This is a genomic window from Mycoplana dimorpha, assembly GCF_003046475.1.
Lineage (GTDB): Bacteria > Pseudomonadota > Alphaproteobacteria > Rhizobiales > Rhizobiaceae > Mycoplana > Mycoplana dimorpha.
In genome coordinates, this window is record NZ_PZZZ01000003.1 from 407,567 (window position 1) to 424,349 (window position 16,783).

Annotated in this window: 16 protein-coding genes and 1 pseudogene; 10 read left to right on the forward strand and 7 right to left on the reverse strand. The window is 65.6% G+C overall.

Annotated features, from left to right (window positions below):
- Positions 1-9: 9 nt before the first annotated feature.
- From C7449_RS08800 to C7449_RS08815, 4 genes are all read right to left on the reverse strand, one after another.
- A complete protein-coding gene (locus C7449_RS08800; protein ID WP_108002409.1) occupies positions 10-828 on the reverse strand; it encodes a DeoR/GlpR family DNA-binding transcription regulator in 819 nt (272 codons plus the stop codon).
- A 182-nt stretch (positions 829-1,010) separates the two neighbouring features.
- Positions 1,011-1,754 carry a Bax inhibitor-1/YccA family protein gene (locus tag C7449_RS08805; RefSeq protein ID WP_108002410.1) on the reverse strand — a complete coding sequence of 248 codons (744 nt, stop codon included), beginning with the start codon at positions 1,752-1,754 and terminating at the stop codon, positions 1,011-1,013.
- A 255-nt stretch (positions 1,755-2,009) separates the two neighbouring features.
- Complete coding sequence (locus C7449_RS08810) at positions 2,010-4,568, reverse strand: ABC transporter permease (protein WP_108002411.1); 2,559 nt, start codon at positions 4,566-4,568, stop codon at positions 2,010-2,012.
- On the reverse strand, positions 4,565-5,281 hold the full coding sequence (locus C7449_RS08815; RefSeq protein WP_108002412.1) for an ABC transporter ATP-binding protein: 717 nt from the start codon (positions 5,279-5,281) through the stop codon (positions 4,565-4,567). The genes C7449_RS08810 and C7449_RS08815 overlap by 4 nt, the downstream gene beginning before the upstream one ends.
- A gap of 136 nt (positions 5,282-5,417) precedes the next feature.
- Here C7449_RS08815 and C7449_RS08820 point away from each other — a divergent pair, with 136 nt between their 5' ends.
- On the forward strand, positions 5,418-6,062 hold the full coding sequence (locus C7449_RS08820; protein ID WP_108002413.1) for an arylesterase: 645 nt from the start codon (positions 5,418-5,420) through the stop codon (positions 6,060-6,062).
- Positions 6,063-6,150: 88 nt separating this feature from the next.
- A complete protein-coding gene (thpR, locus tag C7449_RS08825; RefSeq protein ID WP_108002414.1) occupies positions 6,151-6,732 on the forward strand; it encodes an RNA 2',3'-cyclic phosphodiesterase in 582 nt (193 codons plus the stop codon).
- Here thpR and C7449_RS22450 read toward each other — a convergent pair.
- Positions 6,651-7,156, reverse strand: a pseudogene (locus C7449_RS22450) (low molecular weight protein-tyrosine-phosphatase). The gene thpR and the pseudogene C7449_RS22450 sit on opposite strands and share 82 nt — an antisense overlap.
- Before the next feature lie 147 nt (positions 7,157-7,303).
- Between C7449_RS22450 and C7449_RS08835 the strand changes: the two are divergent.
- From C7449_RS08835 to C7449_RS08865, 7 genes are all read left to right on the forward strand, one after another.
- A complete protein-coding gene (locus C7449_RS08835; RefSeq protein ID WP_108002415.1) occupies positions 7,304-7,603 on the forward strand; it encodes a 4a-hydroxytetrahydrobiopterin dehydratase in 300 nt (99 codons plus the stop codon).
- 77 nt (positions 7,604-7,680) lie between these two features.
- Positions 7,681-8,064, forward strand: coding sequence for a YkvA family protein (locus C7449_RS08840; protein WP_108002416.1), 384 nt, complete (start codon positions 7,681-7,683; stop codon positions 8,062-8,064).
- Positions 8,065-8,372: 308 nt separating this feature from the next.
- Positions 8,373-8,876, forward strand: coding sequence for an invasion associated locus B family protein (locus tag C7449_RS08845; protein WP_108002417.1), 504 nt, complete (start codon positions 8,373-8,375; stop codon positions 8,874-8,876).
- 247 nt (positions 8,877-9,123) lie between these two features.
- Complete coding sequence (rlmN, locus tag C7449_RS08850; protein ID WP_108002418.1) at positions 9,124-10,359, forward strand: 23S rRNA (adenine(2503)-C(2))-methyltransferase RlmN; 1,236 nt, start codon at positions 9,124-9,126, stop codon at positions 10,357-10,359.
- Between the two features lie 139 nt (positions 10,360-10,498).
- Positions 10,499-11,452, forward strand: a complete 954-nt coding sequence (locus C7449_RS08855) for an ABC transporter substrate-binding protein (protein ID WP_108002419.1) — start codon at positions 10,499-10,501, stop codon at positions 11,450-11,452.
- A 126-nt stretch (positions 11,453-11,578) separates the two neighbouring features.
- The gene (locus C7449_RS08860) at positions 11,579-12,457 is read left to right on the forward strand and encodes an ABC transporter permease (RefSeq protein ID WP_108002420.1); all 879 of its coding nucleotides are present in this window, start codon (positions 11,579-11,581) and stop codon (positions 12,455-12,457) included.
- Complete coding sequence (locus C7449_RS08865; protein ID WP_108002421.1) at positions 12,457-13,251, forward strand: ABC transporter ATP-binding protein; 795 nt, start codon at positions 12,457-12,459, stop codon at positions 13,249-13,251. The genes C7449_RS08860 and C7449_RS08865 overlap by 1 nt, the downstream gene beginning before the upstream one ends.
- A 26-nt stretch (positions 13,252-13,277) precedes the next feature.
- Here the strand turns inward: C7449_RS08865 and C7449_RS08870 are convergent, their stop codons facing one another.
- Positions 13,278-13,919 (reverse strand): LysE family translocator, encoded by a 642-nt coding sequence (locus C7449_RS08870; RefSeq protein WP_108002422.1) that lies wholly within the window; start codon positions 13,917-13,919, stop codon positions 13,278-13,280.
- Positions 13,920-14,096: 177 nt separating this feature from the next.
- Between C7449_RS08870 and C7449_RS08875 the strand changes: the two genes are divergently transcribed.
- The gene (locus C7449_RS08875; RefSeq protein ID WP_108002423.1) at positions 14,097-15,320 is read left to right on the forward strand and encodes an argininosuccinate synthase; all 1,224 of its coding nucleotides are present in this window, start codon (positions 14,097-14,099) and stop codon (positions 15,318-15,320) included.
- Positions 15,321-15,386: 66 nt separating this feature from the next.
- On the opposite strand, the gene C7449_RS08880 is transcribed toward C7449_RS08875, so the two are convergent.
- Positions 15,387-16,613 carry a multidrug effflux MFS transporter gene (locus C7449_RS08880; protein ID WP_108002424.1) on the reverse strand — a complete coding sequence of 409 codons (1,227 nt, stop codon included), beginning with the start codon at positions 16,611-16,613 and terminating at the stop codon, positions 15,387-15,389.
- Between the last annotated feature and the right edge of the window lie 170 nt (positions 16,614-16,783).

A 16,783-nucleotide genomic window follows, 5' to 3' on the forward strand; every position in this document is an offset into this window, starting at 1 on the left:
CCTTCTAAGTCAGTTCGACCCGATGTTCTTCTGGTGTCCGGTCCCGCGTGTGGCAGGGGGATCGGCGCGGGTGACGCGGATGCCGGCGGCGGCGCAATCGGCGACCTCCTGCTCGTCCGCATCGGCCTCGAACACGGCGTGGCTCAACGCTGCGGGCCCGATCACCGCATAGGGCGCCGCCATGCCGAGCTTGTCGTTGGTGACGGCGATCGATACGGCGCGGCTGCGCTGCGCCACAAAGCGCTTGAATTCGGCCTCCTCGAAGCTGTCGGCGGTGACGCCGGCGTCGGGGTGCAGGCCGCAGACGCCAAGGATGCAGAGATCCGGCCGCAGCGCCTCGGCATCGCGCAACGCCTTGGCGCCGGTCGCCGCACCCGTCTTCCTGTCGATCGGGCCGCCGATCTGGATGACGTCGATGCCGGGCGTGTCGATGAGGGCGGCGGCGATGGCCGGGGCGTTTGTCGCGATCGTCAGGCTCCTGTCCGGCGGCATGGCCCGGGCGATCGACAGATTGGTGCTGCCGGCGTCGAGAAAGACGGTCATGCCAGGGGCTACGAGCGAAACGGTGGCGTGGGCCAACGCCGTCTTGCGCTCCACGTCGGCGGTGACCCGTTGGCTGAACGACGGGGCGGGGCCTAGTGGCAGTGCACCGCCGTAGACGCGCCGGCACAGGCCGGCGGCGGCCATCTCGCGCAGATCGCGGCGGATCGTGTCCTCCGAAACGCCCAGTTCGGCCGCGAGCTCGGCCGAAATGACCCGGCCATCGCGGCCGATCCGGTCTTGGATGAGCCTGTGCCGCTCGCCGAGAAGCAGTTCGCTGATCGACATCGATTCCCTCAATCATGCATGATCGTGCACAAATATGCACAATCCGTCACAATGATCAAGCCATGAGCGGCCGTTCGCCGGCAGATCCGACCATTTCGGCGAAATGCCGAGAGCACAAACGAAAACCCCGCCGTTATCGGCGGGGTCGTTGTCGTCCATCCTGCCCTTGGGCGGATATTTCGTTAGTCGTTGCGGTTTCCGAGGAAACGCAGCAGGAACAGGAACAGGTTGACGAAGTCGAGGTACAGCGTCAGCGCGCCCATGATCGCCTTGCGACCGGCCACGGCGACCTCGTCGGCCTCGTAGTACATTTCCTTGATCTTCTGCGTGTCCCAGGCGGTCAGGCCGGCAAAGACCAGAACGCCGATCGCGGAGATCGCAAAGTCGAGCGCCGAAGACTGCAGGAAGATGTTGACCAGCGAGGCGATGATCAGGCCGAACAGGCCCATCACCATGAACGAGCCCATGGCCGAGAGGTCACGCTTTGTGGTGTAGCCGTAGAGCGACAGCCCGCCGAAGGCCGCGGCCGAGACGAAGAACGTCTGGACGATGCTGGCACCGGTATAGATCAGGAAGATCGACGACAGAGACAGGCCCATCAGGCCGGCATAGACCCAGAACGTCGTCTGCGCGGCGGAGACGCTCATCGTGTGGATGCGGAAGCTCAGGAAGAACACCAGCGCCAGGGGAGCCAGGATCACCACCCACTTCAGCGGGCTTACATAGATCGCCTGACCGAATGCGGTCAGCTGGCCGCCCGAGAACGCCGCCTGCGAGGCGAAGAACGCGACGAGACCGGTGATCGCCAGCCCGAGTGCCATCAGGTTGTAGACCTTGAGCATATAGGCGCGAAGACCTTCGTCGACGACGGCGCCGGCTTGCGTGCCGGTCGTCACCCGGGTCTGGTAGTTGCGGAAATCAGCCATTTTATCCTCTCAAAAGCCCCGTAGATCTCTCCGGTGTCGGGTATCGCATCCGGTCCGTCTCGGACCGAGGTTCCTTGCGGGCCCTCCGGCTTTTCCAGCCGCAGCAATCACCCAGGCGCCGCTGCGGGGCTCAGCATGCCTCCGGCAAATATGATGGCGAAGCAAACCAAGTACAAGTGGCAATGCGCGAGAGGCGATCAATTTCGCGCGAGTTGCAACGCCCAGAAATGTCGCTGCTCGATAGATATTCATCCATCACAATTCGCGCAGAACGGGTGCTGCCTTCTGCCCCAGCACGCGCCAGGTTCCGGCCAGGCCGATGCCGACGGTCATCAGCAGGGCAATGATCACCGTCGCCACGGCGACATCCGGGAGGAATCGCGACGGCAGCGTCATGATCCGGCTGACGACGAACCAGGCGGCGACGCCGCCTGACAACAGCGCGAAGACGGCGGTCGCCACCCCGAGCATCATGTATTCGTAGCTGAAGGCGCGGATCAGCGTGGCACGCGTTGCCCCGAGCGTCTTGAGCACGACCGCGTCATGGGTGCGGGCGCGATTGCCGGCGGCGAGTGCGCCGGCAAGCACCAGCACCGAGGCGATCAGTGCCACGGCGGCGGCGGCGCGCACCGCCGTCGCCAGTTGCCCCATCAGGTCGTTGACGATGTCGAGTGCGTCCTTGACGCGCACGCTGGTGATGGTCGGATAGGCGTCGGTGACGGCGCGCAGCGTCTTCGCCTCCTGTTCCGGGGTCGCGCCGGGATCGATCATCGTGGCGAGCCAGGCGTGCGGCGCGCCGGCGAAGGTGTTCGGCGAAAACACCATCACGAAGTTGATCGACAGCGATTCCCATTCGACATTGCGCAGGTTGGCGATCCGGGCGGTGATGTTGCGGCCGAGCACGTTGACGGTGACGGTGTCGCCGATCTTCAGGCCGAGCTCGCCGGCCTCCTCGGCCGAGAATGACACCAGCGGCTCACCGGCATAGTCGGCCGGCCACCATTCGCCCGCAGCAAGCGTCGAGTTCTCCGGCACGTTCTTCGCGTAGGTGATGCCGCGGTCGCCCTGCAGCACCCAGCGACCGGAGGGCGGTACGTTGCGGCGCGACACGTCCTCGCCGTTGAAGGCGGTGATACGGCCGCGCAGCATCGGCACCTCGATGATCTTGCCGGCCGGCATGTTCTCCTTCAGCACGGCGCGGAACCCGTCGAGGTCGGCGCGCTGGATGTCGATGAAGAAGAAATTCGGCGCGCGCTCCGGCAGGCTGCCGGTCAGTTCGCGGCGCAGATTGCCGTCGATCAGCGCCAGCGTCACCAGCAGCGCCAGCCCGAGCCCCAGCGAGAGCACCACGGATGGCGTCAGCGCCCCCGGACGGTGGATGTTGCCGATCGCCAGCCGCAGCGCCGGCGAATGCACGCGCGGCGCCCGTCGGGCAAGGACCGTCAGCAGGAAGGCGACGGCCCGCAGCACGACGAAGGCGAAGGCGATCGATCCCAGGAAGACCAGCGCGATGTAGCGGTCATAGGCGGTCCAGATCGCAAGTCCGGCAAGCGCGGCGAGGAAAAGGCCCGCGCCGGCGACATAGGGCCAGGCCGGCAGGCGGCTGCGCTCGAAACCCTGTTCGCGGAACAGCGCCGTCGCCGGCACCTCGCGGGCGTGGCCGAGCGGCATGATGGCGAAGGCAAGTGCGGTGATCAGGCCAAAGGCGGCGGCGAGCGCAAGTGCTGCCGGGTAGAGTGCGATTGCGGAGGGGACCGGCAAAACGCCCTCAAGGAAGCGCATCGCCACCACCGGGATGAGCGCGCCGAGCACGAGGCCGAGCACGATCCCGATCGCTGCGATGAGCATGATCTGGACGAGGTAGATGACGGAGATCAGCCGGGCCGGTGCGCCGAGGCACTTGAAGGTGGCGATCACGCCGCGCTTGGAATCGAGATAGGCGCGCACCGCATTGGCGACGCCGACGCCGCCGACGATCAGTGCCGTTAGGCCGACCAGCGTCAAGAACTGCGAGAAGCGGGTGAGATTCGTGGTCAGCGAGGGGGTGGCGTTGTCGCTCGTGCGCACCGACCAGCCGGCGGACGGGAACTGCTTTTCCGACTGCCGGCGGATATTCGCCAGGTTGGTTGCGGCAGGGTCTTCAAGGCGGATCTTGTAGGCGTGCTCGACGAGGCTTCCGGTCTGCACCAGTCCGCTCGCCGCCAAAGCTGCCTCCGAGATCATCAGCCGCGGCGCCAGCCCGAAACCGTCGGAAAGCGAGTCCGGTTCGCGATCGAGCATCGCCGTGATGCGGACACGGGCCTTGCCGAGTAGGAGCTCGTCGCCGACCCGCACGCCGAGCCGTTCCAACAGCAGCGGTGCGGCAAGCGCGCCGAACGTGTCGCCGTCGCGCCCCAGGAGGTCGGCAAGGGGACGCTGTGGCGAGGTCTGGACGGTGCCGTAGAGCGGGTAGGCGCCGTCGACCGCCTTGAGTTCGACCAATGCCTGGTCGGAGCCGTCGGGCAGGCGTGCCATCGAGCGCAGGCCGGAGGAGACGGAGACCGTGCCGAGCGTGTCGAAATAGGCGCGCTCGGCATCGGCCGCGACCCGGTTCCGCAACTGGAAGCGCAGATCGCCGGCAAGCAGCGACTGCCCCTGCGTGGCGATCGAGCTGCTGATGGCGCTCGAGACCGAGTTGACGCCGGCGATCGCGGCCGTTCCGAGCGCGATGCAGGCAAGGAATATGTAGAAACCACGCAGGCCGCCGCGCATCTCGCGCAGGGCCAGACGCAGGGCAAGCGGAAGGAAGGCGCGCGATCCCGGTGCGCCGGTCATGCCGGCACCCGTTTTCCGGGTGTCGAAGCGGCGGGTTCCGCCTCGCCGGCGATCTCGCCCGAGCGCATGTGCACCTGCCGGCGGCAGCGTGCGGCGAGCGCCGCGTCGTGGGTGACGAGGACGAGCGTCATGCCGCGGCGGGCCTGTTCGGCAAAAAGAAGATCGGAGATCTGCCGGCCGGTGTCGGCATCAAGATTGCCCGTCGGCTCGTCGGCGATCAAAAGCCGGGGTTGGGGGGCAAGGGCGCGGGCGATGGCGACGCGCTGCTGCTCGCCGCCGGAAAGCTGGCCGGGGTGATGCGACAGGCGCTCGCCGAGCCCGACCGCCTCAAGCTCGCGCCGGGCGATCGCAAACGCGTCGCGCACATTGGCAAGCTCCAGCGGCACGGCGACGTTTTCGAGCGCCGTCATGTTCGGGATGAGGTGGAAGGACTGGAAGACGATGCCGACGTTGCGGCCGCGGAAATCGGCCACCTGGTCCTCGCTCATCCGGTGCAGGGCCGCGCCGGCAATGTGGATCTCGCCGCGGTCGAGCCGCTCGAGGCCGGCCATGACCATCAGCAGCGTCGACTTGCCGGAGCCGGAAGGGCCGACGATGCCGACGGACTCCCCGGCCTCGATCGACAGGTCCACCTGCTTCAGCACGTGGACCGAAGCCGCGCCGGATCCGAGGGTCAGGTCCGCCTTTTTGAGTTCGATGATGGTTTCGCCCACGAGAATCTATCCTATATCTACGCCGATCGCCGGATCGGCATGGACCGTTTCGACGCCGATGTCCCGACGCGCGTGCCCATCTCATCGTCTCGCGCTGCCGCCGGGGCGGACGCGTCAGCAACTTAGGATCACCATCATGTCGTTTAAAGCCGCTCACGGAATTTTCATCGCCATCGTCGTTGCGGTCTGCGGTCTGTCGCGCCCAGCGGCGGCGCAGCCGATCGCGCTGGTCGGCTTCGGCGACAGCCTTATGGCGGGCTACCAGCTTCCGGCCGAGGAGGCTTTTCCGGTGCAACTGGAGACGGCGCTGAGAGCCAGGGGGCTGGACGTCACGATCGCCAATGCCGGGGTGTCCGGCGACACGACCTCCGGCGGGCTGGCACGCATCGACTGGTCGGTGCCGGACGGCACGAAGGGGGTGATCCTCGAACTCGGCGCCAACGATGCGTTGCGGGGCGTTGCGCCGGAGGAAACGGAACAAAACCTGGACCGCATGGTTTCGGGGCTCAAGAGCCGGGGCATCGCGGTGCTGCTGGTTGGCATTCTCGCTCCTCCGAACATGGGTGAGGAGTACAGCGCCCGGTTCAACAGCATTTACGAACGGATTGCCAAGAAACACGGCGTGCCGCTGTACCCGTTCTTCCTCGACGGGGTCGTCACCAATGCGGACCTGCAGCTCGACGACGGCATGCATCCGAACGGCAAGGGCGTCGGCGTGATGGTCGAGCGGATTCTGCCTACGGCCGAGGCCTTCGTGAAAAGGCTGGGGGAAACGGAGTGAGCCGTTTTCGCGGTTGCGAAATAAGAGTTGCGCCTGGGGCCAATGCGTGATCCGCTGATCGTACGATCACAGATTCGGGGAGCTCGCCATGCCGAGATTATTCGTCGCCCTCGAAGTGCCGCGCAATGCCGCAATGAGCCTGTCTCTGCTCCGCGGCGGTCTCCAGGGAGCGCGCTGGATCGACGTCGAGAATTTCCACATCACGCTGCGGTTCATCGGCGACGTCGATGGCCGCACGGCCGACGAGGTGGTCGAGAAGCTTGACCGCATCGAGCGGCCGGAATTCCAGCTCAGCCTGTCCGGCGTCGGTTCGTTTGGCTCGAGGAAGCCGCATTCGGTCTATGCCGGCGTCTCGCCGGAGCCGGAGATGTATGCGCTGCAGGCGGAGATCGAACGCATCTGCCAGCGTCTCGGCCTGCCGGCCGATCCCCGCAAGTTCACCCCGCATGTGACGCTCGCCAGGCTGCGGAACGTCCGGCCGGAGGACGTGGCCCGGTATCTGTCGGGGCGCGGAGATTTCTTCTCCTCGCCATTCACCGTCAACCGCTTCGTGCTGATGTCCTCCAAGGAATCGGTCGGCGGCGGCCCCTACGTGATCGAGGAGGTCTTCCCGCTGTTCGAGGCCGGGCCGTCCATCGAGACGCCCGCCATGAGCGCGCATCCGCGGTAAAGCATCCGGTAGACCGCCTCGAACTCGGCCAAGCCACCGCAATACGGATCGGGGACGTCCTCCACCGTGCCGGAGGCGTGGGCGGAAAAGAGTTCGAGCCTGGCGCGGCAAGGGAAGGGCGCGCGTTCCTGCAACGCCTGCAGGTTGCTGCGATCGAGCGCCAGGATGAGGTCGAAACGCGTGAAGTCCGCATCGGCGACCCTGCGCGCCTTCAGCCATCGAGGTCGACGCCGTGGCGGGCGGCGACCTCGATGGCCCGCTCATCCGGGGGATTGCCGACGTGCCAGCCGCCGGTCCCGGCCGAATCGATAAGGCAAGCATCGGCGCGTGCACCCTGTGACATCAGATGGCGGAAAATTCCCTCCGCCAGCGGCGAGCGGCAGATGTTGCCGAGGCAGACGAACAGGACAGAATTCGGGACCACGGGGCGCTCCTTGACGATAAGCGACGGCAAACTATCTGCTAATGCAGATGCCGAACACGTTCTCGATCGTTTGCATGCATTTTCGCGCAGCCGTGGACCCTTCCGGGAGGCATGCGCCAGGCTGACCCCGCACGGAGGAGATTATTGATGAAGCATGAGAAGCTCGGCAAGGAAGCAATCACCTCCAGCCTCGCGATGCTCGACGGCTGGACGCTCGAGGACGAAGAGCTGGCCATTGCCAAGTCGTTCAAGTTCAAGGGCTTCGCCGAAGCCTTTGCGTTCATGACGGAGGCGGCGCAGGCGGCCGAGCGGCTCAATCATCACCCCGAATGGTTCAATGTCTACAACCGCGTGGACGTGCGGCTGACGACGCATTCCGCCGGCGGCGTCACCGCGCTCGATTTCCGCCTGGCCGAGGCGATGGAGAAGGCGGCGCGGGCGCATTGAGGCGTCTTGCTTGCGCCGCAGTGCTGTCCCATATGTTGAGCGTGGTTTAGGACGCGACCGCGCAAGGGAGTAGTCGCATGGACGATGTGAAGATCGGAGAGATCCTGCTGCCGGGCGAGGAGCCCGAGCAGGAACGCCGGCGCCAGAAGGTGGAGAAGCGCTTTTGGCCGGTGTTCAAGCGGGCCTTCCGCCAGGTTCCGTTCAGCCGCGATCTCGTCGCCGCCTACTATTGCGCTCTCGATCCCACGACGCCGACGCGGGTGCGCGGCATCCTGCTCGCCGCGCTCGCCTATTTCGTGCTGCCGTTCGATGCCGTGCCCGACATGCTGGTCGGGATCGGCTTCACCGATGACATCGCCGTGCTGACGGCCGCCTTCGCGGCGATCCGCGGCCACATCCGCGGCGAACATTACCAGTCCGCCGATCGGGCGCTTTCGGACGGAGCCGGGGAGGCGGGCTGAAGGCGCTGGGGCGGCTTCCTTGCCTGTGTGGCGGTGGCGGATCGCTCGTGCACCGCGTCAAACTCTTGCCTGAATCTTTGTCGACTAACGCCTCGCGATGGGAAGGGCTTTTCATCGGCGTTCAAGCGATCGCGCCTGCGATCCTGCCGGCAAATTTGCAATGCCGCAGGATTCATAGTAACCGCCGGCTCGATAAAATGAGCGCCTGTTGACGATTTGGTAACCAGAATTAAGCCAAATTAATTCAAATCGTGATCATGCGAGCCGTCCGGTCACGGCGACGACGGCAAGACAACCGGCAGGGAATCATGTTTGTAAGAAAATTCGCGACCGCACTCACCCTCGTTCTGGCGACTGCCAGCGTTGCATCGGCGCAGTCTCCGACCCGGATCCAGCAGTTCAACGCCTGGGGCGCCTATTCCTACCAGGCGACCGGCGGCAAGGTTTGCTACGTCCTGTCCATTCCGAAGGAAAAGGCGCCGTCGAGTGTCGACCACGGCGACATCTTCTTCCTGGTCTCCCAGCGCCCCGGCCAGAACATCTCCTACGAGCCGCAGGCAATGATGGGTTATCCGCTGAAGGAGAACTCCAAGGTCAACGTCGTCGTGGACGGCCGCACCTTCGTCATGTTCACGAAGGGCAACTCGGCCTGGGTCGAGAATGCCGCCGAGGAGCCGGCGCTGGTCGCCGCGATGAAGTCGGGCAAGGACATGTCGGTGCAGGCCACCTCGCGCCGCGGAACCGGCACCACCTATTCCTATTCGCTTTCCGGCATTTCGGCAGCTTTGAAGCAGATCGAAGGCTGCAAATAGGCCTGCTGCACCAGCCAGTTCTGCAAAGGCCGGTCGGAGGATCGGCCTTTTTTCGTTGCAAACCTTGCCTGTCCGGCCCGCCGCCTCCAATTTTGCCACAGGTGACTTTGCGGCCGAAGGATGCTAATGCGCCCGCAAGCGAGAGGAGCCGCGCACTGTTGATTGCGCCGTCGGGCTCCGAAGACTTCACGAACGATAGGCGGTTTACCCGAGGGCTTACGGCCGGGCTGCCGCAACGGGACTATAGATGGCGACCTTGGATTTCCTGAACGGGGCGGAACCTGCGACGCGCGGGCCTGCCCGCAAGCCGGCGGCCGAGAAGCCGTCGCTGATCGGCCTTTCGCGCGATGAGATGGGCAAGGCGCTCGTCGAAAAGGGCGTTTCCGAGCGGCAGGTGAAGATGCGGGTCAGCCAGCTCTGGCACTGGCTCTACGTGCGCGGCGTCTCCGATTTCGACCACATGCTGAACGTGTCGAAGGACATGCGCGAGATGCTCAAGCAGCATTTCGCGATCGCCCGGCCCGAAATCGTCGAGGAGCAGGTCTCGAACGACGGCACGCGCAAGTGGCTGCTGCGCTTTCCCCCGCGCGGCGCTGGCCGTCCCGTCGAGGTCGAGACCGTCTACATTCCCGAGGAAGGTCGCGGTACGCTCTGCATCTCCAGCCAGGTCGGCTGTACGCTCACCTGCTCCTTCTGCCACACCGGCACGCAGAAGCTGGTGCGCAATCTGACCGCCGAAGAGATCCTTGCGCAGTTGCTGCTGGCGCGCGACCGGCTTGGCGACTTCCCTGACCGCGAGACGCCCGCGGGCGCCATCGTGCCGAGCGATGGCCGCAAGGTCTCCAACATCGTCATGATGGGCATGGGCGAGCCGCTCTACAATTTCGAGAACGTCAAGCAGGCACTGCTGATCGCCACCGACGGCGACGGGCTGTCGCTGTCGAAGCGGCGCGTCACGCTGTCGACCTCCGGCGTCGTGCCGGAGATCTACCGCACCGGCGAGGAGATCGGCGTGATGCTGGCGATCTCGCTGCATGCGGTGCGCGACGAGTTGCGCGACATGCTGGTGCCGATCAACAAGAAGTATCCGCTGAAGGACCTGCTCGACGCCTGCCGCGCCTATCCGAGCCTGTCGAACGCCCGGCGCATCACCTTCGAATACGTGATGCTGAAGGACGTCAACGACAGCCTCGAGGACGCCAAGCTCTTGGTGAAGCTGCTGAAGGGCATTCCCGCGAAGATCAACCTGATCCCCTTCAATCCCTGGCCGGGCACGAACTATCAGTGTTCGGACTGGGAGCAGATCGAGAAGTTTGCCGATTTCATCAACCAGGCGGGCTACGCCTCGCCGATCCGCACGCCGCGCGGCCGTGACATCCTTGCCGCCTGCGGCCAGCTGAAATCGGAATCGGAGCGGATGCGCAAGGTCGACCGCATGGCCTATGAAGCGATGATGATCGCCGGCCATGGCGAGGATGACTGAGCGCCTCGGCGAGGTCTCGACAGACCACCGATGTCGCCGTCCCATGAGAAAGTGTGATTGAACAAGTGCGATCCAAGAATTGATTTGCACGGCCGTTTTGCCTAGAAGCTGGCCGCAATTCATTCTGGGAGGATAATTCATGCGCTCACTTCTGCTCGCCGCCGCTGCAACGCTCGCGCTGGCGCTGCCCGCCAAGGCCGAGGACGTCACGGTTGCCGTGACTGCCATCGTCGAACATCCGGCGCTTGACGCCGTTCGTGATGGCGTCAAGGAAACGCTGGAAGCGGCCGGCTACAAGGAAGGCGAGAACCTGAAGTTCCTCTACGAGTCGGCGCAGGGCAATCCCGCGACGGCCGCACAGATCGCCCGCCAGTTCGCCGGCGAAGGCCCGAACGTGATCGTGCCGATCTCCACCCCCTCGGCGCAGGCCGTGGTTTCCGCGACGAAGGATATTCCGGTCGTCTTCACGGCCGTCTCCGACCCGCTCGGCGCACAGCTGGTCAAGGACATGGACAAGCCGGGCGGCAACGTCACCGGCCTTTCCGACATGTCGCCGGTCGCCGATCACCTGGCGCTGATCAAGGAAATCCTGCCTGAGGCGAAGACCGTCGGCTACCTGTACAATTCCGGCGAGGCGAACTCCGTCTCGCTGCTCGCCGTTCTCAAGGCCGAGGCCGAAAAGGTTGGCCTGACCGTCGTCGAATCCGCCGCCACGAAGTCGGCCGAAGTGCAGGGCGCCGCCCGTGCGCTCGTTGGCCGCGCCGATGCGATGTACATTCCGACCGACAACACCATCGTCTCCGCGCTGGAAGGTGCCGTCGCCGTCGCGGAAGAAGCCAAGCTCCCGCTCTTCACCGCCGACACCGATTCCGTCTCGCGCGGCGCCATTGCGGCCCTCGGCTTCAACTACAAGGACGTGGGCAAGCAGACGGGCGAAATCGTCGTGCGCATCCTGAAGGGCGAGAACCCGGGCGACATTCCGGTGAAGGTAGCCGCCGGCACCGACCTCGTCGTCAACAAGGGCGCGGCCGCCAAGATGGGCGTCACGCTGCCGGAATCGGTCGTCGGTCGCGCCACCCGCGTGATCGAATAATACCGGTTCGCCGGAAAACTGAAATCAGGAATCAACCGCTGCCGGATCGCCCGGCGGCGGTTGATCCGTTAGAACGGCCCCTCCCGTGAAGACCGCGGAACGGGCAAGAAGAGAAAGCCAAGAGCCGTGAGCCTGATTGCCTTTTGGGGTGCCGTCGAACTGGGGCTGGTCTATGCCTTCGTGGCGATCGGCGTCTACCTTGCCTTCCGCGTGCTGGACTTTCCGGACCTGACCGTCGACGGGTCGTTTCCGCTCGGCGCCGCCGTCACGGCCGTGCTGATCATCGCCGGCGTCAATCCCTGGCTGGCCGCAGCGGTGGCCATGGTGGCCGGCGCCGGCGCCGGCCTCGTCACGGCGATGCTGAACGTCCGCTTCCGCATCCTCAACCTCTTGGCGTCGATCCTGACGATGATCGCGCTGTTCTCGGTCAACCTGCGGGTCATGGGCAAGCCGAACGTCGCGCTGATCAATGCCGACACCATGCTCAGCCCGTTCTTCGGGCTGGGCCTGCGCGATTTCTACGTTCGGCCGCTCTTCATCGGCGTGCTGGTGATCGTCGCGCTGTTTCTGGTGTGGCGCTTCCTCGAGAGCGATGCGGGCCTGTCGATGCGGGCGACCGGCGCCAATGCCCGCATGGCCCGGGCGCAGGGTGTCGACACCAACCGGCAGATCTATCTCGGTATCGCGCTTTCCAACGCATTGGTTGCTTTCGGCGGGGCGCTGTTCGCGCAGACCAACGGCTTTGCCGACGTCACCTCCGGCGTCGGCACGATCGTCGTCGGCCTTGCCGCCGTCATCATCGGCGAGACGCTGTTCGGCGCGCGCGGCATCCTGATCGCGCTGATCGGCTGCGTGCTCGGCTCGATCATCTACCGTATCGCCATCCAGCTTGCGCTGTCGTCCGACGTGCTCGGCCTGAAGGCGTCCGACCTCAACCTCGTGACGGCCGTGCTCGTCACCGTGGCGCTGGTGCTGCCGCGGCTGCGCCGCGGAGGAGCCGCCTGATGATTTCCGTTTCCGATATCAAGGTCGTCTTTGGCAAGGGTACGCCGCTGCAGAAGCAGGCGCTGAACGGCGTCAGCCTGACGATCGAGGAAGGCCAGTTCGTCACCGTCATCGGCTCGAACGGCGCCGGCAAGTCGACGCTGCTCGGCGTTCTCGCCGGCGACGTCATCGCGACCGAGGGCCAGGTGAAGATCGGCACCGCCGACGTCACCCGGCAGGGCACTGCGGCACGGGCCGGCCGGGTGGCGCGGGTGTTCCAGGATCCGCTCGCCGGCAGCTGCGGCGCGCTGTCGATCGAGGAAAACCTGGCGCTGGCGGGCCGCCGCGGCGAGCGGCGCGGCCTGTCGCCGGCGCTCGGCGCCGGGCGGCGTGCCCTGTTCCGCGAGCGGATCGCCGAGCTGAACCTCGGGCTCGAGAACCGGATGCGCGACCGCATGGACCTGCTTTCCGGCGGGCAGCGCCAGGCGGTGTCGCTGGTGATGGCGACGCTTGCCGGGTCCGACGTGCTGCTGCTCGACGAGCATACGGCCGCGCTCGATCCCGGCATGGCGGAGTTCATCATGAACCTGACGCAGAAGATCGTCTCGGAACGCAAGCTGACGACGCTGATGGTCACCCACTCGATGCGGCAGGCGCTCGACTACGGTCACCGCACGGTCATGCTGCACGGCGGCGAGATCGTCCTCGACGTCACCGGCGACAGCCGCAAGACGCTGCAGGTCGAGGACCTGATCGCCATGTTCCGCAAGATGCGCGGCCAGACGCTCGATGACGACGCGCTGTTGATCGGCTGACGCCGTTCGGCGCGCCGGCTCGTGCTTCAGCGTGCTGTCGTCATGAAGATCTTCACCGCAAAGAGCGAGAAGACGCCGGCGATCGAATAGTCGAGGCCGCGCAGCACCTTCCTGTTGTTCTGCAGCCAGTTCGACAGTCCGTCTGCGGCAAGCACGACCAGGGCGTTCACCGGCATGCCGAGCAGAATGAAGAAGAAGCCGAGGAAGATCAGCTTGCCGGTCACGTGCGGATCGCCTGCGGAGACGAACTGCGGCAGGAAGGTCATGAAGAAGATGATGACCTTCGGGTTCAGGAGATTGACCCAGAAACCGCTGGAGACATTCGCAAGGGGCGACATCCTCGGACCGTCGACCGCATTGACGGTCAGGCTCGAGCCGTAGCGGATCGCCTGGATCGCCAGCCAGAGCAGGTAGCCGGCGCCGCCGGTCTTGAGGATCATGAAGGCGGCCGGCGACGCGGTGATCAGCGCCGCGATGCCGAAGGCGACGAGCAGCGTGTGCACGACGATGCCGCAGCCGGTCCCGAGCACGACCCAGAGTGCGGCGGCCTTGCCCTGCGACAGCGCCCGGCTGATCGTCAGCGTCATGTCCGGTCCGGGCGTCGCGGCGAGCAGCAGCGTCGCAACGGCAAAGGCGGCAATCGTCGTCAGGGAGGGCAGGAAATCCATGGTGTCGAGGTCCCGATAGCAGTGCTGCGTCGGTGATACTCCGCGCCTGACGGCTTTGGAAGCCAAATTGCATCGGCCGTCGCCGCCGCGCTTGTGTCCGCGCGGTTTCTGGCTAAAAGTGCCCGCGAAATCGATGCGCGGCCCGGCCGCCCCTTCTCACCAGACGGACACATAACCATGGCATCTCCCAAGCAAGTCAAGAAGGTCGTTCTCGCCTATTCCGGCGGCCTCGACACCTCGATCATCCTGAAGTGGCTGCAGACCGAACTCGGGGCGGAGGTCGTCACCTTCACCGCCGATCTCGGCCAGGGCGAGGAGCTGGAGCCGGCGCGCAAGAAGGCCGAGATGCTCGGCATCAAGGAGATCTTCATCGAGGACGTGCGCGAGGAGTTCGTGCGCGACTTCGTCTTCCCGATGTTCCGCGCCAACGCCGTCTACGAGGGCGTCTACCTGCTCGGCACCTCGATCGCCCGCCCGCTGATCTCCAAGCACCTGATCGAGATCGCCAAGAAGACCGGCGCGGACGCCATCGCCCACGGCGCCACCGGCAAGGGCAACGACCAGGTCCGCTTCGAGCTGTCGGCCTACGCGCTGAACCCGGACATCAAGATCATCGCGCCGTGGCGCGACTGGTCGTTCAAGAGCCGCACGCACCTGCTCGAATTCGCCGAGCAGCACCAGATCCCGGTCGCCAAGGACAAGAAGGGCGAGGCGCCGTTCTCGGTCGACGCCAACCTGCTGCACTCCTCCTCGGAGGGCAAGGTGCTGGAAGACCCGGCGGTCGAGGCACCCGAATACGTGCACATGCGCACCATTTCGCCAGAAAATGCTCCGGACAAGGCGACCACCATCAAGGTCGGTTTCGAGCGCGGCGACGCCGTCTCGATCAACGGCGTGCGCATGTCGCCGGCCACGCTGCTCGCGACCCTTAACAATTACGGCCGCGACAACGGCATCGGCCGTCTCGACCTCGTCGAGAACCGCTTCGTCGGCATGAAGAGCCGCGGCGTCTACGAGACCCCGGGCGGCACGATCCTGCTCGCCGCGCACCGCGCCATCGAATCGATCACGCTGGACCGCGGTGCTGCGCATCTCAAGGACGAGCTGATGCCGCGCTATGCGGAGCTGATCTACTACGGCTTCTGGTTCTCGCCGGAGCGCGAGATGCTGCAGGCCCTCATCGACAAGAGCCAGGAGCATGTCGAGGGCGAAGTGACGCTGAAGCTCTACAAGGGCAACGTCATGGTCATCGGCCGGGAATCGGACAAGTCGCTCTATTCCGACAAGCTCGTCACCTTCGAGGATGACCAGGGCGCCTACGACCAGAAGGACGCCGCCGGCTTCATCAAGCTGAACGCGCTGCGGCTGCGCACGCTCGCCGCCCGCGACCGCCGCGGCTGAGCAATCCGCTGACAGAACCGAAAAGTGCGAACCCGCCGGAGGAAACTTCGGCGGGTTTTCTCGTCGCTATTCCCGGCATGCCGCCTGCTCGCCGGCCAGGCGATCGGCCCGGCGGAGGGCAGCGAGGAACAAGAAATAGGAGAGGGTGGCGATCATGCCCAGCGCGGGCACGACGATGCCGAAGGCGAGCAGCGGATCGCCGATCAACGCCGCGACGATGCCGCCGAGGAAGCCGGATCCCATCTGGATGAAGCCCATCAGCGCCGAGGCGGAGCCGGCGATGTGCGGGAAGGGAAACATGCCGGACGTGGTGACCTGCGGTGAGACGAAGGCGATGCCGAAGGTGTAGACGGCGACCGGCAGCATGACCGATGCGAAGCTCGGCGGCAGCAGCGGCACCGAGAGGACGATCATCGCGCTGCCCGTGACGATCATCACAAGCCCCGCCTTGACGGCGGCGGACCCGCCATAACGGCGGGTGAACAGGCGCAGCGCGATCGAACCGAAAAAATAGGCGCCGGACTGCATGATCATGCTCAGTCCGAACTGCGTCGGCGTGAGGCCGACCTTTTCGATCAGGATGAAGGGCAGCATCGTCGCCTGCGCGTAGAGGGCGCCGACCGCCCCGGCCATGACGAGGGCGGCAGAGACGAAGCGCGCATCGCCGGCAAGTTCCACATAGGCCTTGACCAGCGGTCCCGGCCTCGCCCGGCGCGGGTCGGGAACGACCGTCTCGCGCAGGAAGAAGAACACGACGAGACACGCCGCGACGCCGAAGCCGACCATCAGGAAGAAGACCGAGGCCCAGCCGAAGACGGCGAGCGCCAGGCCGCCGATCGTCGGCGCCATTGCCGGGCCGATCGCCAGCATGATGCCGATCAGGTTCATGATGCGCGCCGCTTCGCCGCCGACGAACTGGTCGCGCACGATCGCGCGCGAGACGGTGACGCCGACCGAGGCGCCGATGCCCTGGATCAACCGCCCGGCCAGCAGCCACTCGATGCCCGGCGCGAAGGCGGCGGCAAGGCTGCCGGCGAGATAGATCGACAGGAACAGCACGGTGGCGACGCGGCGGCCAAAGGCGTCGGCAAGCGGGCCGGCCACCAGCTGGGCGAAGGCGAAGCCGCCGAAATAGAGCGACAGCGTCAGCTTGATGGTGGAATCGTTCGTATCGAAGGCATGCACCAGCGCCGGCATGGCCGGCGTATAGAGCGACATCGAGATCGGACCGAGAGTGGTCAGGAGGGCGCCGATGAGTGCCGTGCGTCGCTCGGTCATTTTCTCAGGATGCATCTGTCCAGTCCTTCGGAGGCCGTGTGCTACGCCACGGCGGTCCAGCTTCATCAGATCATCTTGGAGCGCGCAGGTGCGCGCGCGGCATTTGTCGCGCGTTCCCCGCCAGCGCTTGGAGAGAACCGTTTCCAAGAGGATGGTTTGCTTAACATCGGTTTGCCGTAGCCGGC